The organism is Actinoplanes rectilineatus, assembly GCF_000962825.1.
GTDB lineage: Bacteria > Actinomycetota > Actinomycetes > Mycobacteriales > Micromonosporaceae > Actinoplanes > Actinoplanes rectilineatus.
Map to the genome: position 1 here is coordinate 70962 of NZ_JZKF01000017.1, position 25333 is coordinate 96294.

The following is a 25333-nucleotide window of genomic DNA, read 5'->3' on the forward strand; positions in this document are numbered from 1 at the left end:
CGTCACTCGTCGCGATGCGCGTCCAGCCAGGCGTCGATCGCTTCGGTGTCGCTGGGATCCACACCCTCGGAGAGCAACTGCGCCACCGCGGCCGTCGCCGGACTGCGGCGCTCCCCCGTGGTGAAGAGCCGGGCGAACTCCGGGACCAACTCCTCCTCGACCGTGGTCATCGTCTCGGTGACCGCCGCCGCGGGCAGCCGGAGCCGCCGGGTCGCATAGGCCGACCAGGCACGGACCACCCGGGGCAGCATCGCCGCGTCGTCCATGTCCAGCACCGCCCGCCGGTGCACCCAGTCCAGCAGGAACAGCCCGGCCACCGTCGGGCTCCAGCGCAACAGGTCCGCACCCGGCAGGGTCGCCGCGTGATCCAGGATCAGGCTGAGACAGAAGTCGAGCGACGCCTGATCGGTGTCCCGGCCGGTCAGACCGAACCGGGCCGCCTCCTCCGACGACCGGAAATCGCGCACCAGATCGGCGGCTTTCGGCCCGGCCGGCTCGGTCAGCGGCGGCATGGTGACCGCGGGCAGCAGCGCCAGCCGGGACACGGCGAGCGCCCGGTCGGTGGCGAGCGAACCATCGGTCGGCAGATCGGTCAGCTCGTCGGTGATCCGGATGTGCCGGCCGGCCTCGTCCCGCAACCGGCCCGGATCCTCGGTGCGGAACCAGGTCAGCTCGTCGAGCGCGCAGTGCGACCGGACCTGCTCCAGCAGCGACTCGCCGCGGGCCGCGACGAAGACGTCCTTGGCACAACCGACATTGTGGTCGACCAGGACGACCACCGCATGGTCCGGACCGCCGCCGGTGGTGTCCTCGTAGCCGAAGGTGACCAGATAGGACGTCTGATCGCCGTAGACGTCGCCGTATGCGTAACAGCCGATCGGGCGGACCCGGCCGAGCTGCGCCGCCCAGTGCGGCGTCGCGGTGTCGTGACCGACCGTGGTCGCGCCCTCGGCGTCCGGCACCAGGGCGGCGAACACCTCACGGATGGTCGCGGCGGCCGGTGTGGACGGTGGCACCGTGGCGGTCAGGAAACGGCCGACGAACTCGCGGACCGCGAGCTCGCGATCCTCGTCGGCGACCGCGTAGACGCTGCCGAGCAGCGCCGTCCCGAGCATCTCCGCGTCGAGGGCGGAGTCCAGCTTGATGACGTCGCGCGCTGCGTGGAGTACCGCCTCGTACGCGGTCCGGGAAGCCGGCATGCCGCGAGCCTACGCCCGCGGCACGCCTGTGACCTACTCCGGACGGACCGCCGCGAGCGCTTCCCTCGCCTGGGCGTACGCGTTGAGCACCTCGCGGACCGGCGCCACCACGTGGCTGCGGCCGACATCGGTGACCGCGGCCCGGAGTTTCTGCTCGGTGCGCCGCCGTGCTCGCCGGGCGCCCATCTCCACCAGCGGTTTCAGCAGCAGCCAGAGCAGCACCCCGCCGAGCAGGCCGCCGAGCAGCAGCATCGTCGGCATCGGCACCGAGGTGTCGGACGGATCGTCGATCTCCGGGAGTCCGAGAGCGATCAGTCCGTAGCCGAGCAGGAGCCAGGCCAGGCCGACCAGTCCGGTCGCCAGCAGCGCCCACTGCAGGCCGCCGGCCACCCGCCACCACAGCGGCTGGCGTTCGGTGCCCAGGTCGGTGGTGGCCACCGCCCGGTCGAGTGCGTCCGGCAGGTCGGCGGTCCGGGAGCGGGCCGCGGCCTTGAGCGCCGGCGCCCACGCCTCGGGCAACGGCGCGGCGGCCCGGGTGGCGACCGCGCGGACCGAGAGGGCCACTGCGGACTGCTGGGCCGCGTCGGCCCGGGGCACCGAGGTGCGCGGCACGATGTCCGTCGAGATCGCGTCGGTCTTCGGCGTCTCGCCCAGGTGCAGCCGGCGCAGCGGGTCCGGCCGCAGTCTGCGCAGGCCCCGGATCAGCGGCCAGCCGGTCGCCGCGGCGGCCCGCTGCCGGTACGACCCGGCGGCCGCGTCGGCGACCGCGGGCACACCGGCCGATGCCGACAGCGCCTCGGCCAGCTGACGGACCGTCGCCCGGTCCACCTCGTCCTCGGCGGCCGGCGGCCCGATCGTGGTGGCCAGCTCACCGGCGACCACGTCCAGGTCGGCGGCGAGCCGGCGCAGGGCGGCCTGCCGTGCCGCGACGGTCGTCTCCAGGGCGGCTCGCAGATCGCTGAGCATCCCCGGCTGCTTGGCCGAACTGGCCAGCACCGGGGTGCCGGTCAGGCCGTCCTCCTCGAGCAGCCGCTCCAGGTCGCCGAGCACCACCTCGGTGTCCGACGGGCTGAGCCGGTCGGCCTGGTTGAGCACCACGATGGTGATGCCGGCGTGCGAGCTGAACTGGGAGAGGTACGCCTGGTGCAGGATCCGGTCGCCGTACTTCTGCGGGTCGACCACCCAGACGATCTGGTCGACCAGACCGAGCAGGCGGTCCACCTCGAGCCGGTGGGTCTGCTCGACCGAGTCGAAGTCCGGCAGGTCGAGCAGGACCAGGCCGTGCAGGGCGGCCTCGTCGTCGCCGTCCAGTGCGCTCTCCCGGCGGAACCGCTGCCGCGGCAGCACCCCGATCCAGTCGAGCAGCAGGTTGGCCGGTTCCAGCGGGCCCCAGACGCAGGCGTGCGCGGTGCCGGTGGTCGGCCGGCGCACCCCGACGTGCGAGAGCTTGAACCGGGCCAGCGCGTTGAACAGGCTGGACTTGCCGCTGCCGGTGCTGCCGGCCAGCGCGACCACGGTGTGGTCCAGGGAGAGCGAGAGCCGGTTGCCGGCCCGCTCCAGCAGGGTGTGCGCGGCGACCAGGTCGCCGTCCGGAAGGTACGGATCGGCCACGCGCAGGAAGCGGCCGAGACCCTCGAGCCGCCGCGCCAGCCCGCCGACGTCCATCACGTCGGCCTTGTCCTTCTCGATCAGATTCATGACGCCGGCCCGGTCAACGCGAGTTCCTTTCGGGCGTTCTCCACCTCGGAGGCCACCTGGCGCAACAGTGTGCCCGGCTCGGCCTCGAGGCGTACCGCCGCGGTCCGCTCGGTGAACCGGGCGGCCTCGGCCTCCAGTAGTTCGTCGACCCGGGCCAGCAGTTCGGTCCGGGCCCGGGTGGCGAGAGTGCGGATGGCCTGGTCACCGAAGACGGCCTCGAGCACCTTCTGTGCGGCGACCGTGGTGCCGGTGCCCACCGCGACCTCCAGGCCGGTCGGGATGAACGCGGTCGAGGTGAACACCGCGATCATCACGGCCAGGCCGGCGCCGTTGACCGCGTAGGCCGCACCGCGCGCCACCGACCGTTTGTCGGCGGCCTCCCGGCGGACCAGGTCGAGCACCCACTGCTGCCAGTCGCGGACCAGGCGGTCGGCGCGCTGCGGCAGGTCGGCGGAGGCGGTCTGCAGGTCCTTGGTGAGCAGCGCGTCGCCGGCCGGGTGGGCGTGCCAGGCGGCCCAGGTCTGCTCGGCCGCGTCGGTGGCCAGCCCGCGTAGCAGCGTGACCAGCTGTGACTCCAGGGCGACCTGGAGGCTGCGGCTGGGCGCCGGGCGGCCGGTGAGGGTGGCGAGGAGACGGTCACGCAGATGGCCGACCCGGGATTCCAGACTGCGCAAGAACTCCCCGGTGCCGACGAACTCCTGCCAGCGGGCCAGCACCTCACCGCGCAGCAGACGGCCGTCCTGCAGGCCCTCCTCGGCGGTGGCCCGGGCCTGGCGGTAGGCCGCCGTGACCCGCTCGTCCAGGCCGCCGGCCACCCGGCTCTGCTCGTCGGAGGCCTCGGCCAGTCCGGTCAGCGCCGGGGCCAGGGCACGCAGGGCGCCGTCGAGGGTCTGCCGGACCACGGTGGCCCGCGCCCCGGCGTCCCCGGCGAGCTGGCCGAACCAGGCGCCGATCGGGCCGGCCGCGGTGTCCGGCAGCAGGCCCTTCTCGTCCAGGCCGGCCTCGGGCACCACGAACAGCGGCGCACCGCCCAGGTCGTGGGCGGTCAGCATCTCGCCCAGGTGGGCGGCCACCTCGGCGGCGGCGTCGATCGGCACCCGGTCGAGGACCAGGGCGACCACCGTGCCGCGCAGCCGGGCGGTCTTGAGCAGCTCCCAGGGGACGGCGTCGGCGTACCGCGCGGCGCTGGTCACGAAGAGCCAGAGGTCGGCGGCGGCGAGCAGTTGGGCGGCGAGCTCGCGGTTGTGCTCGACCACCGAGTCCACGTCCGGCGCGTCGAGCAGGGCCAGCCCGGGGCCGACCGAGGCCGCCGGGATCACCTGGAGCGCCTTCGGGTCGTTGCTGGGGTCGATGGTGCGGACCAGGCCGGGCAGCAGGCCGCCCCGGCCGAACCAGGCGAGATCGTCCGGGTGGGCCACCAGGACCGGGCAGCGGGTGGTCGGCCGGAGCACGCCCGCCCTGCTCACCGGGGCCTGGACCAGGCTGTTGACAAGCGTGGACTTGCCCGCGCCGGTGGAACCGCCGACGACCACGAGCAGCGGTGCGTCGAGCCGCGCCAGGCGCGGCAGCAGATAGTCGTCCAGCTGCGAACTCAGGGCGCTGCCGACCTTGCGGGCCTCCTCGGCGGAGGGCAGCACCAAGGGGTACGCCACCGCGCCGAGAGCGGCTCGTAATCGGCTGAGCGCCGCGGCGAGGCGGCTGACCGTTGCCGGGATTTCGCCCGGTTCGGTGCTGTTATCGTCGTTTGCCGGACGGGTCCAGCCCGTCCCCGTACGCTCTGATGGGCCACCTGCGGCCACGTTGACCTGCTGATTCTCATCCGATGCGGCGGGGACGGCGGACAGGGCCGACGGTCCGACCGCGTCTCCGTGCGTCGTCACGGGTAAAGCGTGCACGATCTATGCATCCAGGACAACGGGTCCCGGTATGCCGTGACCGGACAGGTATGTAGGTGATTTCCAAACCTCACCCGTCCCGGACCAGGACTTGCGCCCCTCCGGCTCAACTTCGATTTGACCACGTGCCGACCCGTGGCATCATTGAGTCGGTTCCACTCAACCCTGGTGCGAACCCAGCGGTTCAGAAGCCCAGCTGTTTAGAAGCGAGGAACACCATGGCACGTGCGGTCGGCATCGACCTCGGCACCACGAACTCCTGCGTCAGCGTTCTGGAAGGAGGCGAGCCCACCGTCATCGCCAATGCGGAGGGCTCCCGGACGACGCCGTCGATCGTCGCCTTCGCCCGCAACGGCGAGGTGCTCGTGGGCGAGGTCGCCAAGCGTCAGGCGGTGACGAACCCGGACCGGACCATCCGTTCGGTGAAGCGCGAGGTCGGCACCACCTGGTCGATCGACATCGACGGCAAGCAGTACACCCCGCAGGAGATCTCCGCGCGGGTGCTGATGAAGCTGAAGCGGGACGCCGAGGCCTACCTGGGCGAGAACATCACCGACGCGGTGATCACCGTTCCGGCGTACTTCAACGACGCGCAGCGGCAGGCCACCAAGGAGGCCGGTGAGATCGCGGGCCTCAACGTCCTGCGGATCGTCAACGAGCCCACCGCGGCCGCCCTGGCGTACGGGCTGGACAAGGGCTCCAAGGAGCAGACCGTCCTGGTCTTCGACCTCGGTGGCGGCACCTTCGACGTCTCGCTGCTCGAGCTGGGCGACGGCGTCATCGAGGTGAAGTCGACCTCCGGTGACAACCACCTCGGTGGTGACGACTGGGACCAGCGGATCATCGACCACCTGGTCAAGACCTTCCGCGGCGAGCACGGCATCGACCTCTCCCAGGACAAGATGGCCCTGCAGCGTCTGCGCGAGGCCGCGGAGAAGGCGAAGATCGAGCTCTCCGCCGCGTCGACCACCAGCATCAACCTGCCCTACATCACGGCCGGCGCCAACGGCCCGCTGCACCTGGACACCACCCTCAGCCGGGCCGAGTTCCAGCGCATGACGCAGGACCTGCTGGACCGCTGCAAGGGCCCGTTCGAGTCCGCGATCAAGGACGCCGACATCAAGCTGGCGGACATCGACCACGTCATCCTGGTCGGCGGCTCGACCCGGATGCCCGCCGTCACCGAGCTGGTCAACGGCCTGATCGGCCGCGAGCCGAACAAGGGCGTCAACCCCGACGAGGTCGTCGCGGTCGGCGCCGCCCTGCAGGCCGGTGTGCTCAAGGGTGAGGTCAAGGACGTCCTGCTGCTCGACGTGACCCCGCTCTCGCTGGGCATCGAGACCAAGGGCGGCATCATGCACAAGCTGGTGGAGCGCAACACCACCATCCCGGCGCACCGCTCCGAGGTCTACACCACGGCCGACGACAACCAGCCGTCCGTGCTGATCCAGGTCTACCAGGGCGAGCGCGAGATGGCCGCCTACAACAAGAAGCTCGGCACCTTCGAGCTCAGCGGCATCGCGCCGGCCCCGCGTGGCGTCCCGCAGATCGAGGTCTCCTTCGACATCGACGCGAACGGCATCGTGCACGTGTCCGCCAAGGACCTGGGCACGGGCAAGGAGCAGAAGATGACGATTACCGGTGGCTCCGCGCTGCCGAAGGAAGACATCGAGCGCATGATGCGCGACGCTCAGGACCACGCCGACGACGACAAGAAGCGTCGCGACGAGGCGGAGATCCGCAACCTGGCCGAGCAGCTGCAGTGGCAGACCGAGAAGTTCCTGGCGGAGAGCGGCGACAAGCTCCCCGAGGACAGCAAGAACAAGATCGGCGAGGCGCTCGGCGAGCTGCGCGGCGCGCTCGGCGGCACCGACATCGAGAAGATCAAGGCCGCCCACGAGCAGCTGTCGAAGGTTTCCCAGGAGGCCGGTTCGCTGCTGTACTCGCAGGGTGGTGAGACCCCGCAGGCCGGTCCCGGTGCGGCTCCGGGCGGCGCGGCCGGTGCCGGCACGACCGGCCCGGCGACCGGCGGCGGGGACGACGTCGTGGACGCCGAGATCGTGGAGGACGACAAGAAGTGACTGCTACGGACGACGAGAACGACGGTCCCGTGACCGAGCGCGAAGTCGCCCAGAGCGAGACCGAGACTCCGGCTGAGGAGACTCCCGCCGAGGCGACCACGCCGTCGGGGAAGTCGAAGAAGCCGGTCGGTGCGCACCGCGCGCCCGAGGGGGAGGACGAGACCTCCACCGAGGACGCCGTGGCCGACACCGATGTCGAGGCGCTGCGGAGCGAGCTCGAGGAGCGGACGCACGACCTGAAGCGGGTGACCGCGGAGTACGCCAACTACCGCAAGCGGGTCGACCGCGACCGGGGTGCGGCGGCCGAGCAGACCACCGGCGCGGTCCTCACCGCGCTGCTCCCGGTCCTGGACGACATCGACCGGGCCCGTGAGCACGGTGATCTGGTCGGTCCGTTCGCCTCGGTGGCGGAGCAGCTGACCGCGGTGACCGGCAAGTTGGGCCTGGTGGCGTTCGGCGAGAAGGGCGACCCCTTCGACCCGAACCGGCACGAGGCCGTCGCGCATCAGACGTCCGCGGACGTCTCGGAGCCGACCTGTGTCGAGGTGATGCGCCGCGGTTACACGCTGGGCGAGCGTTTGCTGCGCGCGGCGTTGGTCGCGGTCGCCGATCCGGAGTGAAGCCATTGATTCCCGCCCGCCGGTTCGCCGGCGGGCGGGGCGTTCCCGCCGCGTCGAGGAGGTGGACCGAGTGAGCTCGAAGGACTGGCTCGAGAAAGATTTCTACGCCGTGCTCGGCGTGACCAAGTCCGCCTCACCCGACGAGGTCAAGAAGGCGTACCGCAAGCTCGCCCGTGACCTCCACCCGGACCGCAACCCGGGCAACAAGGAGGCCGAGGAGAAGTTCAAGGCCGCCTCCGAGGCGTACGACGTCCTCTCCGACGACAAGAAGCGCAAAGAGTACGACGAGATGCGCTCCCTGTTCGGCTCCGGAGCGTTCCGGCGGGGAGCGCGCCCGGGCGCCGCGGGAGGCACCCAGTTCGATCCGTCCGACCTGTTCGGCGGGTTCAACGGCGGCGGCGCGGCGGGGGCCGACCGGCGGTTCGGCGGGACCGGCTTCTCGGACATCTTCAGCTCGATCTTCTCCGGCGGTGGCGGCCCGGCCGGACCGGCGGCGGCGCGGCGTGGCCCGCAACGCGGCCGGGACGTGGAGACCGAGGTGACACTCGACTTCGCGCAGGCAGTCCGCGGCACCACCCTGCCGCTGACGCTGCGCACCCCCGGCGCCTGTGACACCTGCCGGGGCAGCGGCGCGAAGCCCGGCACCACACCGCGGGCGTGCACGAAATGCCAGGGCACCGGCATGATCTCCAGCAATCAGGGCTCGTTCAGCTTCTCCGAGCCGTGCCGGGACTGCCAGGGCTCGGGCAGCATCGTGGACGAGAAGTGCGCCGAGTGCCGGGGCACCGGCGGGGTCACCAAGTCCCGCACGATCAACGTGCGGTTCCCGGCGGGCGTCTCCGACGGCCAGCGCATCCGGCTCAGCGGCCGGGGCGAGCCGGGTGACCGCGGTGGTCCGGCCGGCGATCTGTACGTGCAGGTCAAGGTGCGTCCGGACGACCTGTTCGGGCGCAGCGGCGACGACCTGACGCTGACCGTGCCGATCACGGTGGCCGAGGCCGTGCTGGGTCTCGACCTCAAGGTCCCGACCCTGGACGGGCCGGTCACGCTGCGGGTGCCGCCGGGCACGCCGAGCGGCCGCAAGCTCCGGGCCCGGGCCAAGGGGGTGTCCCGCAAGGAGGGTCCCTCCGGCGATCTGATCGTCACGGTGGAGGTACAGATTCCGACCGGGCTCTCCGACGAGGCCAAGGACGCGCTGGAGGCCTTCGCCAAGCTCACCCCGCCGCCGGCACGTGAACGGCTCGACGAGCGACTGCGCCGGGCCGGTTAGGACCTCTGGAGGAGGTGGCACATGTATGAAGAGATCCACATCTCGACCGAAATGTCCTCCGACGCTAAGGTTTTGATCATCTCGGTGGCCGCTCGCCTGGCGGGCATGCATCCGCAGACCCTGCGGCAGTACGACCGTCTCGGCCTGGTGCAGCCGGGCCGTGCCGGTGGTGGTGGCCGGCGGTACAGCGAGCGTGACGTGGAGTTGCTCCGCGAGGTGCAGCGGCTCAGCCAGGAGGACGGTGTCAACCTGGCCGGGATCAAGCGGATCATCGGGCTCGAGCAACTGGCCGGGGAGTTGCAGCACCGGGTCATGGAGCTGGAGCAGCAGCTGGAGGCCGCGTATGCGCGGATCGCTCAGCTGGAGTCGATGAACCCGTACGCCGGTCGGGGTGATCTGGTTCGCCAGGAGCCCCAGTCCACCGCGCTGGTGGTGTGGCGCCCGCGACGGCCGCAGGACAAGTAGGAAAAGCCGCAGCAGGCGGAAAACGCAGCGGCGGCCCTCTCTCGGGATGGGCCGCCGCTACACCTTGTCGTCGCCGTGTGATTACCGACGGTTGAAGAGCCCCAGCCGGCGCGGGTTGCGCACCAGGCCGCCCTCCATCCAGTCGTGGTGATCGAAGAGCTCCGGTCGTGTCATCAGGACACGGCAGTTGTGGGCCCACAACTGCATCGGCTCGTCACCGACCTCCTCCGCACGTTCCACGAACTTCTTGAGCCGGCGCTTGCGCTGACTGCTCGCGTTCTGCCGCACCCCGTCCGCGGCGTAGATGTACATGCAGTGCTGTGCGAACCGGCGGGACGGGCACTGCCTGTCCATGGCCAGTTCGAAGAGGGTCGGGCCGAGCACGTCTCCGGAGATCAGCAGGTCCCAGTCACGCGGCATGGTGCTCAGGGGAACGGAATCGGGTTGGTAGGCCCAGGCATGCAGCTCGTCCGGCCGAGGATCGACCGGGTTTCCGAATCCGGGGAAAGTTGCCTCACGCACGCTCACGCAGCCGCCTCACTCATGCGTTCGCAGCCGCGACCAGAGTCGGTGACGCTGGTCGCCGGTGCCGAACGCCCCAATACTCAGAGTCGTCGCTCCGGAACCGTAGCGCGCCGGATGTTTGAGCGGAAGTGTCAGGACTTCACATTCGGATACTGGACGGTAACTTTAGGCTTCGATAAGGATTCAATCCGTGGCGGCTAGCGGCTTTTTGACTGTTCGGCGGGCTGCCATCCGCTTTCGCACGATCTCCTTGAACCAGGGGTAGTCCGGCAGACGCGCCAGCATCGGGCCGGTGACGACCGTGATCAACACGTAGGCGGTGGCGAGCGGGGCCAGCCGGGGGTCCACCCCGTACGCCACGGCGAGCCCGGCGATGACGACGGAGAACTCGCCGCGCGGCATCAGCGCCAGGCCGGCCCGGACCTGGCCGGGCAGCCCGATCCCGGCCCGCCGGGCGGCCAGGTAACCGGTCAGCACCTTGGTCAGCATGGTCAGCACCGCCAGTGCGAGGGCCGGCAGGATCACGCCCGGCATGTCGTTCGGATCGGTGGAGAGACCGAAGAAGACGAAGAACACCGCGGCGAAAAGGTCACGCAGCGGCGAGAGCATCTGGACGGCGTGATGCGCGACCGGGCCGGACAGCGCGATGCCGACCAGGAACGCGCCGACCGCCTCGGAGACCTTCAGCTCGCCGGCCACCCCCGCGATGAACAGCGTCATGCCGAGCACACTCAGCAGCAGCGCCTCCGGATCCTTCACCGACATGAAGTCGCTGATCTCGCCGCCGTACCGGATCGCGATGACCAGCACCGCGATCACCGTGACCACCGCGACGGCGAGCGTGCCCAGGCCGTCGACCAGACCGACCCCGGCCAGCACGGCGGTGGCGATCGGCAGGTAGAACGCCATCGCCAGGTCCTCGATGACCAGCACCGACAGGATCACCGGGGTCTCCCGGTTGCCGACCCGGCCCAGATCGCCGAGCACCTTGGCGATCACGCCCGACGAGGAGACCCAGGTGATGCCGGCCAGCACCAGCGCGGCCTTCCAGTCCCAGCCGAGGACCAGCGCGAAGGCGGCCCCCGGCAACGCGTTGAGCAGCATGTCGATCAGGCCGGCCGGCGCCGCGGACCGCAGGTTGTCGACCAGCTCGTCGGCGCTGTACTCCAGCCCGAGCATGACGAGCAGCAGGATCACACCGATCTGGGCGCCGATGCCGATGAACTCCTCGCTCGCCGAGAGCGGGATCACCCCACCGTGGCCGAAGGCCAGGCCGGCGAGCAGATAAAGCGGAATCGGGGAGAGGCCGAAACGGCGACCCAGACGGCCGAGCATGCCGAGACCGAACAGGAGTGCGCCGATCTCGATGAGCAGGATCGTCGTGTCGTGGTTCACGACCGTCAGCCGTCGGTGTCGCCGGCCAGGATGGCGGTGACACCGTCCAGACCCTGCCGGGTGCCGACGGCGACCACCACGTCGTTCGCCTCGAACCGGAACGACGGCACCGGCGAGGCGATCACCTCCCGGTCGCGGAGCACCGCCACGATCGAGGCACTGGTCCGGCTCCGGGCCCGGGTGTCACCCAGCAGGCGGCCCACGAACGGCGAGCCGGCCGGCAGCGCGATCTGCTCGGTGAGCAGGCCGGCCGCCTGCTGCCGCAGACCGGCCAGCTGGCCCAGCATCAGCGAGGCGCCGAGCACGTCGGCCAGGGCCTCCGCCTCGTCGTCGGTGAGCGGGATCGAGGCCAGGCTCGAATCCGGATCGTCGACGTCGTAGAGCACGAGATCACGCCGGCCGTTGCGGTGTGAGACCACCCCGACCGTCCGACCGGACGATGTGACCAGGTCATGTCGGACGCCGATACCCGGCAGCGGAGTCTGTTCCACCCGTACGCGCACGATCCCCACGTTAACCCTCAGGCGGTGATCCCGATCCCAAACCCGACGAACGGACCGCCGGGCGGGCGATCAGCAGCAGCACCAGTCCGACCACGGCGAGCACCAGGTTGACGGCGAACGCCAGCCGGAACCCGTAGTTCTGGGCCAGACCGAAGAGCGGGGCGGACAGGATCTGCCCGATCGCGTTGGTGTTGGTGAACATCGTCGTGGCCCGGCCCGGGAAGTGCGGCATCCGGTCCTGCACGTACGTGATGCCGAGCCCGGAGATCGCCGCGATGAACAGCGCGTTGAACAGCTGACCCGCGCCCAGCTGCCACACCGAGGCCGCCGTGACGGCGGTGAGCTGGTAGACGACCGCGCACACCGCCCCGGCGACGATGATCCGCCGCAGCGGGAACCGGGTGCCGAGCCAGCCGAACCAGAGCAGCAGCGGGATCTCCAGCGCCGCGCACACGCCGAGGACGACACCGGCGTCACCGACCGAGCCGCCCAGGTCGGTGCTGACGAACAGAGCCATGGCCTGGACACCGAGTACGCCGGTGGTCTGCAGCAGGGTGAAGGCGACCAGGATCGGGTACATGCCGGGTGGCACCCTGGCCGAGATCTTCACGCCGTCGCGGGGTGCGGCGGGTGCCTCGACCTCGGGGAGCCAGCGGGCGACGGTGAAGGCGGCGAGGGCGTACATGACGGCGGCGGTGCCGTAGACGTACCGGAAGTCGCCGACCTCGAGCAGGAACGCGGCGAGGGCCGGTCCGCCGACCCAGGCTAGGGAGAAGACGGTACGGAGTGCGCTGGTCCCCATCGCCGCGCGGGCCGGGTCGTCACGTTGGAGGACCTGCCGGGCGTACGCGAAGGATTGCGGATAGAGCGAGGTGGCGACCGCCGTGACCGTCGCGGTGAGCGCGAGCAGCACCCAGTAGTCCCGGATCATGGCGGTGACGCCGGTGCCGGCGAAACCGGCGAGGGTGGCCGCGATGAGCAGCGTGCGCCGCATCGGCCGCCGGTCGGAGAGCCGGCCCAGCGCCCAGGACATCACCACGCTGGAGAGCGAGGCGGTGATCAGGAATGCGGTGACCTGGAACGGGTTGGCATGAACGGCGGTGCTGAGGAACATCCCGAGGAACGGGCCGACCACCGCGGTGGCGATGCCGGAGGTGAGGAAGACCAGGACCAGGGGGAGGAGTCGCTGCGTGGCGCTGCGCGTCCCGAGTGACACGGACACGACTTCGTACGTTACGGCTCACGACGGCGTGCAACCCCCGGCTGGTGGTGACCGTCACCTCGGATATCCGGTTCGACGTGGCGGGTTAAAGTTGAGTTGAGTACGCTCAAGTCTGTCCACGGTGGGATCCGATCAGGGGAGCTCATGAACACCGAACGTCTGACGACCAAGAGCCGCGAAGTGATCACCGCTGCCGTCGCCGACGCCGGCCGCCGCGGCCACGCCACGGTCGAGCCGTGGCACATGCTGCTGTCCTTGCTGGACACCGGGGGTTCCACGGCGACCGCGCTGCTGCGGGCGGTCGGCGCCAACCCGGCCGACGTCCGCCGGGCCGCGGCCCGCGCGGTCGAGCAGCTGCCCTCGGCGCGCGGTGCGAGCACGGTCGAGCCCAGCCTGTCCCGCGAGTTCGTGAACGCGATCGGCGAGGCCGACCTGATCGCCAAGCCGCTCGGCGACGAGTACATCTCGACCGAGCACCTGCTGGCCGGGCTGGCCCGCGTCGGTGGCGCGGTGAGCCAGGCGCTCAAGGCCGCCGGCATCACCGAGGACAGTCTGGTCGCCGCGTTCCCGCAGGTGCGCGGTGGTGACCGCCGGGTGACCACGGCCGATCCGGAGCAGACCTACAAGTCGTTGGAGAAATACAGCGTCGACCTGACCGCCCTGGCCCGGGACGGCAAGATCGACCCGGTGATCGGGCGGGACACCGAGATCCGCCGTGTGGTCCAGGTCCTCTCCCGGCGCACCAAGAACAACCCGGTCCTGATCGGTGAGCCGGGCGTCGGCAAGACCGCGATCGTCGAGGGCCTGGCCCAGCGGATCGTGGCCGGCGACGTGCCCGAGACGCTGCGGGACAAGAAGCTGGTCTCCCTCGACCTGGGCGCGATGGTCGCCGGCGCGCAGTACCGCGGTCAGTTCGAGGAACGCCTGAAGAGTGTGCTGGAGGAGATCCGCAGCTCGAACGGGCAGGTGGTGACGTTCCTCGACGAGCTGCACACGGTCGTCGGCGCCGGCAAGGGCGAGGGTTCGATGGACGCCGGCAACATGCTCAAGCCGATGCTGGCCCGCGGTGAGCTGCGGATGGTCGGCGCGACCACCCTCGACGAATACCGCGAACACATCGAGAAGGACCCGGCCCTGGAACGCCGGTTCCAGCCGGTGGTCGTCGGCGAGCCGACGGTCGAGGACACCATCGGCATCCTGCGCGGACTCAAGGGCCGCTACGAGGCGCACCACCGGGTGCAGATCACCGACGCCGCCCTGGTCGCCGCGGCCAGCCTCTCCGACCGCTACATCAGCGACCGGTTCCTGCCGGACAAGGCGATCGACCTGATCGACGAGGCGGCCTCCCGCCTCCGCATGGAGATCGACTCGCGTCCGGTCGAGCTGGACCAGCTCCAGCGCCAGGTGGACCGGATGCGGGTGGAACGCCTCGCATTGGAGAAGGAGACCGACCCGGCGTCGGTGGCCCGGCTGGAGCGACTGGTCCGCGACCTGGCCGACCGTGAGGAGCAGCTGACCGCGCTCAACGCCCGGTGGGAACGCGAGCGTGGCGGGCTGAACCGGGTCGGTGAGCTGAAGAAGCAGCTCGACGAGGCACGGGCCGCGCAGGAGCGGGCTCAGCGCGACAACGAACTGCTCGAGGCGTCCCGGCTGCTCTACGAGGTCATCCCGGCTCTGGAGAAGGAGATCCAGGCCGCGTCCGAGGCCGAGGAGGAGAAGACCGAGCCTCCGATGGTCAAGGAGGAGGTCGGCGCCGACGACATCGCCGAGGTCGTCTCGCTGTGGACCGGCATCCCGGCCGGCCGGATGATGGAGGGCGAGACCGCCAAGCTGCTGCGCATGGAGGAGTCGCTGGCGGCCAAGGTGATCGGCCAGCACGAGGCGGTGGCCGCGGTGGCCAGCGCGGTGCGCCGGGCCCGGGCCGGCATCGCCGACCCCGATCGCCCCACCGGCAGCTTCCTGTTCCTCGGACCGACCGGCGTCGGCAAGACCGAGCTGGTCAAGGCCCTGGCAGGGTTCCTCTTCGACGACGAGCGGGCGATGGTCCGCATCGACATGAGTGAGTATGGCGAGAAGCACTCGGTGTCCCGCCTGGTCGGTGCGCCGCCCGGATACGTCGGCTACGAGGAGGGCGGCCAGCTCACCGAGGCGGTCCGCCGCCGGCCGTACAGCGTGGTGCTGCTGGACGAGGTGGAGAAGGCCCACCCGGACGTGTTCGACCTGCTCCTGCAGGTGCTCGACGACGGCCGGCTCACCGACGGCCAGGGCCGCACGGTCGACTTCCGCAACACCATCCTGGTGCTGACGTCGAACCTGGGCTCGGCGAACACCGACTTCACCCTCACCGACGAGGAACGGCGCGACGAGGTGCTGGCCGTGGTCCGCGCCCACTTCAAGCCGGAGTTCCTCAACCGGCTCGACGACATCGTCGTCTTCCACGCCCTCACCAAGTTCGACCTGACCAGGATCGTCGACATCCAGCTCGGCCGTCTGCGCAGCCGGCTGGCCGAACGCCGGCTCGCCCTGGTCGTCGCGCCGGAGGCGGTCGAGTGGCTGGGCGAACACGGTTACGACCCGATCTACGGCGCCCGCCCGCTGCGCCGCCTGGTCCAGTCGACCATCGGTGACCTGCTGGCCAAGGCCCTGCTCTCCGGTTCGATCACCGACGGCGACACCGTCCTGGTCGAGCTGGGTGCGGCCCGGGACGGTCTCTCGGTGCGCAAGGGCTGATCCTCCACCGTACGCACGGAGAAGGGTCCCGGAATCATCCGGGACCCTTCGCGTGTCACTCCTGGTCGTCGGCCACCCGATGTCGGTAGGCCTGTGTCATCAGAACGTCCGTGATGGCGTGCTCGCCGTCGGCGGACCAGATGTGTATGCCGTCGCGGTGCAACTGGTAGCGGACGTCGGAGAAGCTCGTCCGGGTGTCGTCATGGTGAACGACGGTCAGGGTGTCGGCGTGGGGCATGGGACTCACCGGTCCTTAACAGGTCTGGGACGGCCGCGGGATGGTCACGCGGCCGCGGTAACGGGAAAGGTGCCGTCAGCCGGTCTGCCTCGGCCCCGGTCAGGTGTGCGCGGGGCGGGCGACTCGTGCTGCGGACAGGTGGGGTCGCTGGAGGGCTGGGTTGCCTCGATTGCCAGCTGGACGCCACGGCATCGAAGTCTAAATGCCCAGCTCCGCCGCCGTCGCCCCCCGAACGAGTTACCCGGGTCGGGTGTTCGGGTCATCGTTGCCCGATGCTGCCACAGAGGCACGGTGGGTGAGGTCCGGTCGCGGTACATGGCGTCAGGCCGATACCGTGAATGGATCTATAGGAGGGCACTGTGACCGTTCCCACATATCCGGGCGCACATCCCGCGCCGTCCCCGCCGGGACGGCCGGCGACCGTGACGATCTCGTCGATCCTGCTCTACGGGGTCGCGTTCCTGCAGGCGATGAGCGCTCTGCTGGTGCTGTCCTCGATCGGGACGCTGCGGGAGGTCTACACCGAGGCGATGGCCGACGCGGGCGCCGACGAGGTGGACCTCGCCGGCCTCTTCACCGGCATCATGGTGATCATCGTGGTGATCTACGCGGTCATCGCGGGCGGCATGGTGGTGCTCGCCATCTTCAACAACCGGGGCAAGAACCCGTCCCGGATCGTGACCTGGGTCTTCGCCGGCATCGGTCTGTGCTGCAACGCGCTGGGCCTGACCAGCTCGGCGAGCGACATGGCGGCCGGCACCGGGTCGGGCACCTCGGGCGACGTCTTCACGGAGGCCTCCGCCGACGCGCTGCCCGGCTGGTACGACGGGGTCGAGCTGCTGCTCACCCTGCTCACCGTCCTGGCGCTGCTCGCGGCGATCATCCTGCTGGCGCTGCCGCAGTCGAACGCGTTCTTCCGCCCGCCGACCACGTGGAACCCGGGTTACCCGGGCGGATATCCCGGTGGCGGTGCCTACCCGCCCGGTTACACGCCCTACCAGGCGCAGCCGGGTCAGCCGGGTTACGGGCAGCCTGGTTACGGGCAGCCGGGTTACGGGCAGCCGGCCCAGCCGGGCTACGGGCAGCCCTATCCGGGTCAGCCGGGGCAGCCGCCCTACTACGGTCAGCAGCCGCAGCAGCCCTACCCGGGGCAGCCGGGATCACCCAGTGGTGACGCCAGTCACTTCGGGACACCGGAGCAGTACGGCCAACCGGGGCAACCGGCGCCGGGACTCTCCCCGTACCCCGGACAGGCCGGGCCTGGAACGTCCACCCCGGGCCCGCTGACGCCGCCGCCGTTCTCGGCGCCGCCGGCGTCCACCCCACCCGCTGCCGGGCCGCCCGCGTTCCCGCCGGCCTTCCCGGAACCGCCGACCGCCCCGCCGCCCAGCGACCCGTGGGCCCGTCCCCCGGCCGAGGAGCAGCCTCCGGCCGACGGCGACCAGCCGCCGCGCCCGCCGGCCTGACCCGGCACATCGAGCCTTCTCCGGACCGGTTCGCCCTCGGGCGGACCGGTCCGGCCACGTTCCGGTCCGGTAGGCGATAGGTTCGTGCCAGTCGAACCTTGCAGGAGCCGTCGATGTCGTACGCCGTCCAGCCGCCCGTCGCCGTGCCCGCGCCCGGCGCCGCCCGGCCCACCGCCGTCACCGCGGCCGTTGCTCTGCTCTGGACCCTGGCCGTCGCCGGCCTGGTCTACGCGGTCGGCGGCGTGGCCGTCGCGGTCTCCGCGGACAGCCGGTTCCGCGAGCTCGCCGGCAGCAGCGAGCAGGTGGAGAACCTCGTCTCGGTGATCTGGCTGGGTGCCGCGCTCGCCGCGGTGGCCGCCGTCGTGCTGCTCGGGCTCTTCGTCGTGCTGGGGCTCGGCCTGCGCCGGGGCAACCGGATCGCCCGTGGGGTGACCCTGGGCGTCTGCGGGATCGGTGCGCTGGCGGGTCTGGGCACGCTCGCCACGATCGCCGTGCAGCGTTCCGGTGAGGCGCTGCCGGGCACGATGGGTGCCGCGCTGGGTGAGGCGTACCCCGGTGGGTGGATCGCGTTGAACGCTGTCGTGGCCGGCGTTCAGGTTCTGGGCTATCTCGTCGTGGGGGTTCTGGTCCTCACTGCCCCCGGGAGCCACTTCGGCACGGTGGCGGAGACGTCCTCTTTCGAGTCACACTCGGCGTGGACGGGCGCCTATTCCACCCCCTGGACGGGTGATCGAACGGGGACAGCGCCGGTGAATGATCCGGCCGCGTTCCCGACTTCCGGTGCCGAACAAATCTCGGCTCCCCGGTCCGATGACGACTTGTGGACCCGACCGGCCAACTGATTACCCCCCAGTAACGGGGTAACGCACTGCCGTATCGACGACTGTGGGTCACACGAACGGGTACGGTCAGTTTCTGTCACCCGTCACTCGATCGGCTGTCCGGATAGATCGAGATCGGCCGTACGGTGAGTGTTTCCGGCTCAACGTCCAAACGTGATTTCGTGAGTTCACAGCACTCTCACAGCCCAACCACCAGGTAGTCCTGAGGAGCGGGTGGGTACCGTGACGGCGTTACCTGCTTTGAGCTGCGTCTATGGTCGGGGGGAAGGTTGAGATCCGTTGTTCGATCCGTAAACCTTCTTTACAGAGCCGGGTTAAGCCGTGGGTCAATAGTTCGGTTCCGCCCCGGCGGGGCGAAAGATTCCGGTTTCCTTCCAGCCAGTACTCTCGATGTCATGGATGCACGGTACGACCTGCGTAAATTCATCACTGAATTGCCCGTCGCGCAGCGTGGCGCCGTGCTTTCATCGGGTCGTGGGTCGTTGGCTTCGGAGAGTGCCGACCAAATGATCGCGCAGTGTCGCGTGATGATGTCGACGCTTTCCGTGTCGGGGTCTCGTCGAGGTTCGTCAAGCGGAAGCAATCGACGAATTGACAATGTGGGCCGCCTCACTCCGGAGACGGGGATCGAGAGCTCGACACGGATGGGCAGCGACCAGATCGCGGCTGAGGCGTTGCAGGAGGCAGAGACCGAAGTCGGTGTCGAGGTGAGGTCCGGTTGGACGAGGGGTGCGGCACGCGTCGTCGCGTCGCCCCAGCGGCCGTCCGGGTCGCCAAACCGCGTCGCCCTTGCGGCCTGAAGTTAGCCGGTTCTCCCTGCACACATGCAGGAGAATCGATGCAGTTGGTGGAAGGATGGAGATCGTGGGAACTGCGTTGGCGGAAATGACGATGCCTCAGATCTCGCCGCTTGCCGGCGAGCCTATTGAACGCGCTGACGCCGAGCGCCTGGCGGGAGTGCTCAAGGCGCTCGCCGACCCGGCCCGGCTGCGGCTGCTGAGCCTGATCCAGTCCGCAACGGATGGCGAGGCTTGTGTCTGCGACCTGACGGCTCCTCTGGGCCTCTCGCAGCCGACTGTGAGCCACCACCTGCGGATTCTGACGGAGGCGGGTCTGCTGGAGCGCGAGAAGCGCGGTGTCTGGGCGTACTACCGCCTGGTCCCGACCGCTATCGCGACCATTGCGGACCTGCTGACGCCGCCCCGTAAGCGCGCCACCAAGAAGGCTCGCTGACCGTTGGACAAAGCCTGGCGTCACTCGCATGGGGTCGTGACGCCAGGCCGAGGACCTCGTCGACGTCCATTTTGCGGACCTGAGGAGGAACGGGTGAACTACGTCCCCGGTGACCTGCGTGATCAGCTCGCACACGTGGGTTACGACGTGGTCCAGGCCGGCCTCGTGTGTGGTTCGGGCGGCAACCTGTCCGCCCGGATCCCGGATGAGGACGCCGTTTGGGTGACCGCGAGCGGTTCCTGGCTCGACCGGCTGAGCCGCACCACCTTCGTCCCGGTGCGGACCACCGACGGGACGCCCGCGTCGATCGGTTCGCTGCCACCGCCGCGGATCGAGCCGTCGAGTGAACTTCCGTTGCACCTCGCGCTCTACCGGGCCCGCCCGGACGTCAACGCAGTGGTCCATCTGCATCCACAGACGGCTCTACTGCTGGACGCCCTGGGCGAACACATCCGGATCGTGACCACCGATCACGCGTTCTACCTCCGCCGGATATCGACGGTGCCGTTCCGCCTGCCGGGTGGCACCGAGCTGGCGGCGCTGACCGCGGCGATGGCGGCAGACGGGACCGACTGCCTGGTGCTCAGCCGGCACGGTTGCGTGGTCCTGGGCGACTCGGTGGAGATCGCGCACAAGCGGGCCCGCAACCTCGAGGAAGCGGCCCGGCTCACCTACCAGGCGCTGGCCGCCGGCCGGCTGGAGAACCTCCGGGACTGCCCGGAAGAGTTCCTGGACCGGTTGCAGGGTTCCACCGCTGTGACGGTGTGACGACGCGCTGACACGAAACGGCCGGCCCCGGAGAGATCCGGGGCCGGCCGTTTCCGTGGGTCCATGCGAATGTCTAGCGGGGCGGCCAGTCACCCTGGTTCTGCGACTGACCGTAGGTCGGGCCGCCACCGTAGGGCTGCTGACCGTTGTGCGGCTGCTGACCGCCGTAGACCTGACCGCCGCCCTGCGGCTGCCCGTAGACGTGGCCGCCCTGCGGGGGCTGCTGCGGTTGCTGCGGCTGCTGACCGCCGTACGTCTGGCCGCCACCGTAGGTCTGGCCGCCCTGGTACGGCTGCTGGCCGCCGTACGGCTGCCGGCCGAACTGCTCGGTGGGCTGCTGCTCGTCGTGGTGGTCGTGGAACTCCTGGTGGGCGGCGTCCGCCACACCGGCGACGGTGGCCGCGGCCACCACACCCAGGGACTCGGCGGCCTGCGGGCCGGCCTCGCCACCCTTCTTCTTGGCGCGGCGCTCCCGGACCAGCTCGATCAGGATCGGCAGCACCGAGATCAACACGATCAGCACGACCACCGGCAGGATGTAGCGGTCGATGTGGTCGCCGACGAGGTCGTAGATCTGCTGGGCCAGCAGGTAACCGATCAGGATGATGCCGTCGGTCCAGAGGACCGCGCCGACGATGTTCCAGATCAGGAACTGCTTGGCGGGCATGCCCAGCGTGCCGGCGACCGGGTTGAGGAAGGTCCGGACGATCGGGATGAAGCGGGCCAGCACCACGGCCTTGGCCGGACCGAACTTCTCGAAGTAATACTCCGCCTTCTCGACGTACTCCTTCTTGAAGAGCTTCGAGTCCGGCTTCTCGAACATCTGACGGCCGTACTTCGCGCCCAGCCAGTGGCCGAACTGCGCGCCGATGACGGCGCAGATCGGCGCGCCGATCAGCAGGCCGGTGATGGACAGCTTGGCACCCGCGCCGAAGATCGAGTCGGCCACCGAGGAGGCCGCCACCCCCGCCAGGAACAGCAGGGAGTCACCGGGGAAGAAGAATCCGACCAGGAGTCCGGTTTCGGCGAAGAGGATGGCCAGGACACCCGGCAACCCGAAGGCGGAGAGAAGATCCTTCGGATCCATCGGGTTCAGGGCTAGCGGCTCGGTGAGCGCATGGATGTCCACGAGGAGCCAGGGTACCGGCCCTGCAAGGGCCGGTACCTGTATGAATCCTGTGGATACCGCGTGGTCGCCCACCGGTGACGGTGCGGAGGCACCCAGGAGGGGACGGACCGCTACAGACGGGGATCCACCGGCTCCGACTCGGCGGCCAGAATGGCGAACACCAACTCGTGCACCCGCCAGGCCGGCGCGCCCTCGGCCAGCCGGTCCAGTGCCGCCAGACCGAGACCGTGCTCACGCAACGCCAGCGACCGCTTGCGCCCGAGGTTCCGCCCGCGCAGCCGCTCCAGCTGCTCCGGACGGGTGTACTCCGGCCCGTAGATGATCCGCAGGTACTCCCGGCCGCGGCACTTCACCCCGGGCTGCACCAGCCGGCCCTTGCCGTCGGTCACCCCGAGACCCGCCCACGGCTTGACCACCATGCCCTCACCGCCGGCCCCGGTCAGCGACAGCCACCAGTCGGTCGCCGCCTCCTCGGACGCCGGGTCGGCCAGATCCACGATCATCCGCCGGGTGGCGGTGAAGAGCTCCGGGTCTGCCGCGACCAGGCGGTCCGCGATCGCCAGGTGCCAGTCGTGATCCTTCTTCGCGTACGAGACGCCGGCGCCCGCCAGTACCGCGAACGGTGCGAGCGTGACCCCGGTCAGACCATCGGTCGGCCGGATGTAGGACCGGTAGGCGGCCGAGTACCCGTCGATCTCGGCGGACCGCAGCTCCAGCCGGTCCCGCAGCGTACCGACGTCGAGCCCACGCTCGGCGGCGTCCCGCAGGACGTCGAGCGCGGCCGGCAGCGCCGTCCGGCCGGCCGCCCCGACCGCGGCGTAGTGGTCACGGATCAGACCGCCGGCCTTCGCCGACCAGGGCAGCAGCTCGGCGTCGATCAGCAGCCAGCCGGTCTCCAGCTCGGCCATGATCTCGGTGGCGGCGGCGCGGACCCGGGCCAGCAGCGGCTCGTCAAGCTCCGGGCCGAAGAACGGCCGGCCAGTCCTGGTCCAGATCGCGTCCCCCTCGCCGGTGACGGAGACCCGCACGACGGCCCGGGAGCCCATGTGTTTCTCCTCACAGACGACCCGGTCCAGCCCTGCTGCCCGCAGATCGGCGAAGGCCGACGACGGGTATTCCAGGTAGCCGTCGACGGTCGAACTGGAGCACGGCGCCATCGTGGGCGGCAGCCACACCAGCGTCTCCGGGTCGACCGCGAACCGGCCCATCACCTCGAGCGCCGCCGCCGCGTTCTCGGCGGGGACGGTGGTCCGGCCGTACCCGAAATCGATGTGCCGGCGACCCGTCACGTCCGCGATGTCCAGGCCCTGGTCGAGCCGGTCGGGGACGGTGACCAGCGGCCGCACCGGCGCGTAGTACTCCTTCGCCGCGGGCGTGGCGACCAGCTCACGTTCCGGCCAGCGCAGCGCGGTGAGCCGGCCACCGAAGACACAACCGGTGTCCAGGCAGATGGTGTTGTTGATCCACTCCGGTGTCGGGGTGGGCACGTGGCCGTAGACGACCGCGGCGGAACCCCGGTAGTCCCGCGCCCACGGGTAGCGGACCGGCAGGCCGTACTCGTCGGTCTCGCCGGTGGTCTCGCCGTAGAGCGCGAAACTGCGCACCCGGCCGGACGCCCGCCCCTGGTACGCCTCCTTCAGCCCGGCGTGCGCGACCACCAGCTTGCCGTCGTCGAGCACGTAGTGGCTGACCAGGCCGTCGATGAAGGACCGCACCTCGGTCACGAACTCGTCCGGCTCGGCGGCCAGCTGCTCCAAGGTCTCCGGCAGGCCGTGGGTGAGCTGCACCTTGCGGCCGTTCAGCTTGCGGGCCAGTTTCTGCTCGTGGTTTCCGGGCACACAGATGGCGTGCCCGGCCGCGACCATGCCCATCACCAGGCGCAGCACGCCCGGCGAGTCCGGTCCGCGGTCGACCAGGTCACCGACGAACACCGCGGTGCGGCCGTCCGGGTGGGTGGCGTCCACCGGGCGTCCCCGGTCGTCGCGGGCCAGCTCCCAGCCCAGGTCGCCGAGCAGCGTCTCCAGCTCGGCCCGGCAGCCGTGCACGTCACCGACGATGTCGAACGGCCCGTGCTCGGAACGCCGGTCGTTGAACAGCTTCTCGTAGCGGATCTCGGCGGCCGCGATCTCGTCGAGCCCTCGCAGCACGTGGATCTTGCGGAAGCCCTCGCGGGCCAGCTGGTTGAGCGAGCGCCGCAGGTCACGGCTCATCCGGCCGAGCACCTGACGGCCGAACGTACGGTCCGGGCGGCTCTGCGTACGCTCCCAGGCCACCGCCTCCGGCACGTCCAGCACGATCGCCACCGGCAGCACGTCGTGCTCCCGGGCGACCTTGACCAGCCCGGCACGGGCGTGCGCCTGCAGGTTGGTGGCGTCGACCACGGTGAGCCGGCCGGCGGCCAGCCGCTTGCCGGCCACGTAGTGCAGCACCTCGAACGCGTCACCGGACGCCGACTGGTCGTTCTCGTCGTCGGCGACCAGCCCGCGGAAGTAATCCGAGGAGAGCACCTGGGTGGGCTTGAAGTGGGCGCGGGCGAACGTCGACTTGCCGGATCCGGAGATGCCGACCAGGGCGACGAGGGAGAGCTCGGGAACGTCGAGGATCATGCGGTCACCTCCGTGACGGTGTCGGTGCTTGCTTCGCCGGTTGCCTCGGTCGTCGTGAACAGGGCCAGTTGGGTGGGTGCGCCGGTCGTCTCGTCCGGGTCGCCGACCCCACGGAACGTCACCGTGTAGCCGTGCTCCGCGGCCACCCGGTCCGCCCACGCGGCGAACTCCGCCCGGGTCCACTCGAAACGGTGGTCCGAGTGACGCATTCCGGTCAGGCCCTCGTAGTGGACGTTGTACTCGACGTTCGGCGTGGTGACCACGACCACGCGGGGCCGCGCATGCCCGAACACGGCACGCTCCAGCGCGGGCAGCCGGGACAGGTCGACGTGTTCGATCACCTCCATCAGCACCGCCGCGTCGAAGCCGCGCAGCCGGTCGTCGCGGTACGTCAACGCGGTCTGGATCAGCCGGATCCGGCCCCGCTGACGATCCGGCAGACGGTCCAGCCGCAGCCGCCGGGACGCCTGCTCCAGCACCCGGCTGGAGACGTCAGCGCCGACGATCTCGGTGAACGACCGTTCCTTCATCAGGGCGGTGAGTAGCGCGCCGCCACCACAGCCCAGATCGAGCACCCGGGCCGCACCCGACTCGACCAGCGCGGCGAGCACCGCGTCACGCCGCTGCCCGGCGAGCGGCGCCCGGCGCTGCACCGGCAGCTCGGCCTCCTCCTCGGTGGGCGCGGCCACCTCCGGCTCCAGCAACTGCAGCGCGGTGGCCGCCAGCGACTTGCGATGAGCCAGGTAACGCCGGGCGATCAGCACCTTCTCCGGATGGCCGGCCAGCCAGCCCTCGCCGGAACGCAGCAGCTTCTCGATCTCGTCCGGGGCGACCCAGTAGTGCTTGCCGTCGTCCAGGACCGGGAGCAGCACGTACAGGTGGTTCAGCGCGTCGGCGACCCGCAGCACGCCGGTCAGCCGGACGTCGGAGTATCGGCTGTCTCCACCGCCCAGCTCGGCGTCGAGCGGGATCGGAGTGGCCTCGACCGTCCAGCCGAGCGGCGCGAACAGGCGGGTGATCAGATCGGGGGTGCCGCGCAGCACCGGCACCCGGATCTCCAGCGGGATCGGGGTGGCGGCCAGCTCCGGACGGTCCTTGGAATTGCCGCGCAGGGCACTCCGGAAGACCTTGGACAGCGCACTGGCGAGCAGGCTGGACGCGGCGTACGGCCGGTCGTTGACGTACTGACTCAGCTCGAACGCGTCCTTCTGCGCCCGGAGCAGTTGCGGATCGACGTCCAGCATCAGCGCCGCCGTGCACTTCTCCTCGGTCGCCTCCGGGTACAGCACATAGGCCGTACCGGTGGGGACGTCGAAGGAATGCACCTTCTCCGGGTGTTTGACCAGTAGGTAACCCAGATCGGTGGCAGGTCGGTGAGTGGTCGTCAACGTGAGTAGCACGCGTCGATGGTGTCAGCGTGCCGCCATCGACGCGATCGAAAAACCGAG

At 70.3% G+C, this 25333-nt stretch carries 21 protein-coding genes; 10 read left to right on the forward strand and 11 right to left on the reverse strand.

What is annotated here, in order from left to right; translation table 11 throughout:
• Nucleotides 1-2: 2 nt before the first annotated feature.
• The 3 genes from WH85_RS15550 to WH85_RS15560 are packed head-to-tail and all read right to left on the reverse strand — an operon-like array spanning nucleotide 3 to nucleotide 4777.
• The gene (locus tag WH85_RS15550; protein ID WP_045742569.1) at nucleotides 3-1199 is read right to left on the reverse strand and encodes a hypothetical protein; all 1197 of its coding nucleotides are present in this window, start codon (nucleotides 1197-1199) and stop codon (nucleotides 3-5) included.
• 33 nt (nucleotides 1200-1232) lie between these two features.
• Entirely contained in the window at nucleotides 1233-2897 is a 1665-nt protein-coding gene (locus tag WH85_RS15555; RefSeq protein WP_045742570.1) for a GTPase, read from the reverse strand.
• The gene (locus WH85_RS15560) at nucleotides 2894-4777 is read right to left on the reverse strand and encodes an ABC transporter (protein WP_425394647.1); all 1884 of its coding nucleotides are present in this window, start codon (nucleotides 4775-4777) and stop codon (nucleotides 2894-2896) included. Before WH85_RS15560 ends, WH85_RS15555 begins: the two co-directional genes overlap by 4 nt.
• A 233-nt stretch (nucleotides 4778-5010) precedes the next feature.
• Between WH85_RS15560 and dnaK the strand changes: the two genes are divergently transcribed.
• The 4 genes from dnaK to WH85_RS15580 all read left to right on the forward strand — a co-directional run bounded on the left by dnaK (nucleotide 5011) and on the right by WH85_RS15580 (nucleotide 9228).
• Nucleotides 5011-6873 (forward strand): molecular chaperone DnaK, encoded by a 1863-nt coding sequence (dnaK, locus tag WH85_RS15565; protein ID WP_045742571.1) that lies wholly within the window; start codon nucleotides 5011-5013, stop codon nucleotides 6871-6873.
• A complete protein-coding gene (gene grpE / locus WH85_RS15570; protein WP_045742572.1) occupies nucleotides 6870-7493 on the forward strand; it encodes a nucleotide exchange factor GrpE in 624 nt (207 codons plus the stop codon). The genes dnaK and grpE overlap by 4 nt, the downstream gene beginning before the upstream one ends.
• A 70-nt stretch (nucleotides 7494-7563) precedes the next feature.
• The gene (gene dnaJ / locus WH85_RS15575) at nucleotides 7564-8763 is read left to right on the forward strand and encodes a molecular chaperone DnaJ (RefSeq protein ID WP_045742573.1); all 1200 of its coding nucleotides are present in this window, start codon (nucleotides 7564-7566) and stop codon (nucleotides 8761-8763) included.
• 21 nt (nucleotides 8764-8784) lie between these two features.
• Nucleotides 8785-9228 (forward strand): heat shock protein transcriptional repressor HspR, encoded by a 444-nt coding sequence (locus WH85_RS15580; protein WP_045742574.1) that lies wholly within the window; start codon nucleotides 8785-8787, stop codon nucleotides 9226-9228.
• A gap of 81 nt (nucleotides 9229-9309) precedes the next feature.
• On the opposite strand, the gene WH85_RS15585 is transcribed toward WH85_RS15580, so the two are convergent.
• From WH85_RS15585 to WH85_RS15600, 4 genes are all read right to left on the reverse strand, one after another.
• A complete protein-coding gene (locus WH85_RS15585; protein WP_045742575.1) occupies nucleotides 9310-9756 on the reverse strand; it encodes a hypothetical protein in 447 nt (148 codons plus the stop codon).
• 180 nt (nucleotides 9757-9936) lie between these two features.
• Nucleotides 9937-11088 carry a cation:proton antiporter gene (locus tag WH85_RS15590; protein WP_045742634.1) on the reverse strand — a complete coding sequence of 384 codons (1152 nt, stop codon included), beginning with the start codon at nucleotides 11086-11088 and terminating at the stop codon, nucleotides 9937-9939.
• A 65-nt stretch (nucleotides 11089-11153) separates the two neighbouring features.
• A complete protein-coding gene (locus WH85_RS15595; protein ID WP_045742635.1) occupies nucleotides 11154-11651 on the reverse strand; it encodes a cation:proton antiporter regulatory subunit in 498 nt (165 codons plus the stop codon).
• 10 nt (nucleotides 11652-11661) lie between these two features.
• Nucleotides 11662-12873 (reverse strand): sugar efflux transporter, encoded by a 1212-nt coding sequence (locus tag WH85_RS15600; protein WP_245673949.1) that lies wholly within the window; start codon nucleotides 12871-12873, stop codon nucleotides 11662-11664.
• Between the two features lie 144 nt (nucleotides 12874-13017).
• Here WH85_RS15600 and clpB point away from each other — a divergent pair, with 144 nt between their 5' ends.
• Complete coding sequence (gene clpB, locus WH85_RS15605; protein WP_045742576.1) at nucleotides 13018-15603, forward strand: ATP-dependent chaperone ClpB; 2586 nt, start codon at nucleotides 13018-13020, stop codon at nucleotides 15601-15603.
• A gap of 55 nt (nucleotides 15604-15658) precedes the next feature.
• Here the strand turns inward: clpB and WH85_RS15610 are convergent, their stop codons facing one another.
• Complete coding sequence (locus tag WH85_RS15610; protein WP_045742577.1) at nucleotides 15659-15841, reverse strand: hypothetical protein; 183 nt, start codon at nucleotides 15839-15841, stop codon at nucleotides 15659-15661.
• Between the two features lie 359 nt (nucleotides 15842-16200).
• On the opposite strand from WH85_RS15610, the gene WH85_RS52260 reads away from it, so the two are divergent.
• The 5 genes from WH85_RS52260 (at nucleotide 16201) to WH85_RS15635 (ending at nucleotide 20150) form a co-directional block, all read left to right on the forward strand.
• Entirely contained in the window at nucleotides 16201-17307 is a 1107-nt protein-coding gene (locus WH85_RS52260; protein ID WP_211275367.1) for a hypothetical protein, read from the forward strand.
• 113 nt (nucleotides 17308-17420) lie between these two features.
• The gene (locus WH85_RS15620; RefSeq protein WP_045742578.1) at nucleotides 17421-18149 is read left to right on the forward strand and encodes a hypothetical protein; all 729 of its coding nucleotides are present in this window, start codon (nucleotides 17421-17423) and stop codon (nucleotides 18147-18149) included.
• A gap of 395 nt (nucleotides 18150-18544) precedes the next feature.
• Nucleotides 18545-18949 carry a hypothetical protein gene (locus tag WH85_RS50390; protein ID WP_157411014.1) on the forward strand — a complete coding sequence of 135 codons (405 nt, stop codon included), beginning with the start codon at nucleotides 18545-18547 and terminating at the stop codon, nucleotides 18947-18949.
• Nucleotides 18950-19004: 55 nt separating this feature from the next.
• Nucleotides 19005-19382: an ArsR/SmtB family transcription factor gene (locus tag WH85_RS15630; protein ID WP_014440216.1), complete on the forward strand. Its 378-nt coding sequence runs from the start codon at nucleotides 19005-19007 to the stop codon at nucleotides 19380-19382.
• Between the two features lie 93 nt (nucleotides 19383-19475).
• Nucleotides 19476-20150 carry a class II aldolase/adducin family protein gene (locus WH85_RS15635; protein WP_045742580.1) on the forward strand — a complete coding sequence of 225 codons (675 nt, stop codon included), beginning with the start codon at nucleotides 19476-19478 and terminating at the stop codon, nucleotides 20148-20150.
• A gap of 73 nt (nucleotides 20151-20223) precedes the next feature.
• Here WH85_RS15635 and WH85_RS15640 read toward each other — a convergent pair whose 3' ends face one another.
• The 3 genes from WH85_RS15640 to WH85_RS15650 all read right to left on the reverse strand — a co-directional run bounded on the left by WH85_RS15640 (nucleotide 20224) and on the right by WH85_RS15650 (nucleotide 25285).
• Complete coding sequence (locus WH85_RS15640; protein ID WP_342669794.1) at nucleotides 20224-21279, reverse strand: DedA family protein; 1056 nt, start codon at nucleotides 21277-21279, stop codon at nucleotides 20224-20226.
• Between the two features lie 110 nt (nucleotides 21280-21389).
• Nucleotides 21390-23885, reverse strand: coding sequence for a polynucleotide kinase-phosphatase (locus tag WH85_RS15645; protein WP_045742581.1), 2496 nt, complete (start codon nucleotides 23883-23885; stop codon nucleotides 21390-21392).
• Nucleotides 23882-25285, reverse strand: a complete 1404-nt coding sequence (locus tag WH85_RS15650) for a 3' terminal RNA ribose 2'-O-methyltransferase Hen1 (RefSeq protein WP_045742582.1) — start codon at nucleotides 25283-25285, stop codon at nucleotides 23882-23884. Before WH85_RS15650 ends, WH85_RS15645 begins: the two co-directional genes overlap by 4 nt.
• Between the last annotated feature and the right edge of the window lie 48 nt (nucleotides 25286-25333).

What these genes read in the sequence shown, in the direction of transcription:
- WH85_RS15550 (WP_045742569.1), bottom strand. Translation starts at nt 1,199, where the DNA reads ATGCCGGCTTCCCGGACCGCGTACGAGGCGGTACTCCACGCAGCGCGC.
- WH85_RS15555 (WP_045742570.1), bottom strand. Translation starts at nt 2,897, where the DNA reads ATGAATCTGATCGAGAAGGACAAGGCCGACGTGATGGACGTCGGCGGG.
- dnaK (WP_045742571.1), top strand. Translation starts at nt 5,011, where the DNA reads ATGGCACGTGCGGTCGGCATCGACCTCGGCACCACGAACTCCTGCGTC.
- WH85_RS15580 (WP_045742574.1), top strand. Translation starts at nt 8,785, where the DNA reads ATGTATGAAGAGATCCACATCTCGACCGAAATGTCCTCCGACGCTAAG.
- WH85_RS15590 (WP_045742634.1), bottom strand. Translation starts at nt 11,088, where the DNA reads ATGCTCGGCCGTCTGGGTCGCCGTTTCGGCCTCTCCCCGATTCCGCTT.
- clpB (WP_045742576.1), top strand. Translation starts at nt 13,018, where the DNA reads ATGAACACCGAACGTCTGACGACCAAGAGCCGCGAAGTGATCACCGCT.
- WH85_RS15610 (WP_045742577.1), bottom strand. Translation starts at nt 15,841, where the DNA reads ATGCCCCACGCCGACACCCTGACCGTCGTTCACCATGACGACACCCGG.
- WH85_RS15620 (WP_045742578.1), top strand. Translation starts at nt 17,421, where the DNA reads ATGTCGTACGCCGTCCAGCCGCCCGTCGCCGTGCCCGCGCCCGGCGCC.
- WH85_RS50390 (WP_157411014.1), top strand. Translation starts at nt 18,545, where the DNA reads ATGGATGCACGGTACGACCTGCGTAAATTCATCACTGAATTGCCCGTC.
- WH85_RS15630 (WP_014440216.1), top strand. Translation starts at nt 19,005, where the DNA reads ATGGAGATCGTGGGAACTGCGTTGGCGGAAATGACGATGCCTCAGATC.
- WH85_RS15645 (WP_045742581.1), bottom strand. Translation starts at nt 23,885, where the DNA reads ATGATCCTCGACGTTCCCGAGCTCTCCCTCGTCGCCCTGGTCGGCATC.